The organism is Adlercreutzia equolifaciens, from assembly GCF_029076695.1.
Taxonomy (GTDB): Bacteria; Actinomycetota; Coriobacteriia; order Coriobacteriales; family Eggerthellaceae; genus Adlercreutzia; species Adlercreutzia equolifaciens_A.
In genome coordinates this window covers 1-382 of record NZ_JARFIK010000108.1, presented here as the reverse complement: position 1 = coordinate 382, position 382 = coordinate 1, and the positions used below count along the sequence as shown (strand labels likewise).

Annotated in this window: 1 protein-coding gene; it reads left to right on the top strand. The window is 69.1% G+C overall.

The window, feature by feature from the left end:
• The coding region (locus tag PZH32_RS11660; RefSeq protein WP_275208419.1) for a hypothetical protein at positions 1 to 382 on the top strand (382 nt) is incomplete at both ends.

The window sequence follows — 382 nt, the reverse complement described above, 5'->3', positions numbered from 1 at the left end:
GTGAAGGAGGATCTGGGCAAGTGGTACGGCCGCGCCCTTGACAACAGCGCCACCGACGCCGCCGACCCGGATCCGTCGTCCTTGACCGACTGCTACACCGACGGCGGTTACAAGATCCGCGTGGACGTGCGCAGCCATATCTTCGGCAACAACGAGGACGAGACGTGGTACGACCGTCTGCTGACCGCGCCGTGGGACACCGAGGCCGGCATCGATAGGGCCGAGGGCCGCGCCGAGCAAGCCGCTCCGGCTGCCGACGACGGCATCGCCACGGCATCGGCTGACGACGAGACGGTGGCGGCTGAGGGCGACGAGGGCGACGGCCAGGACGACGAGACTGCCGCCGAAGTCGACGGCGAGGACGCCGACAAGGGCGACAACG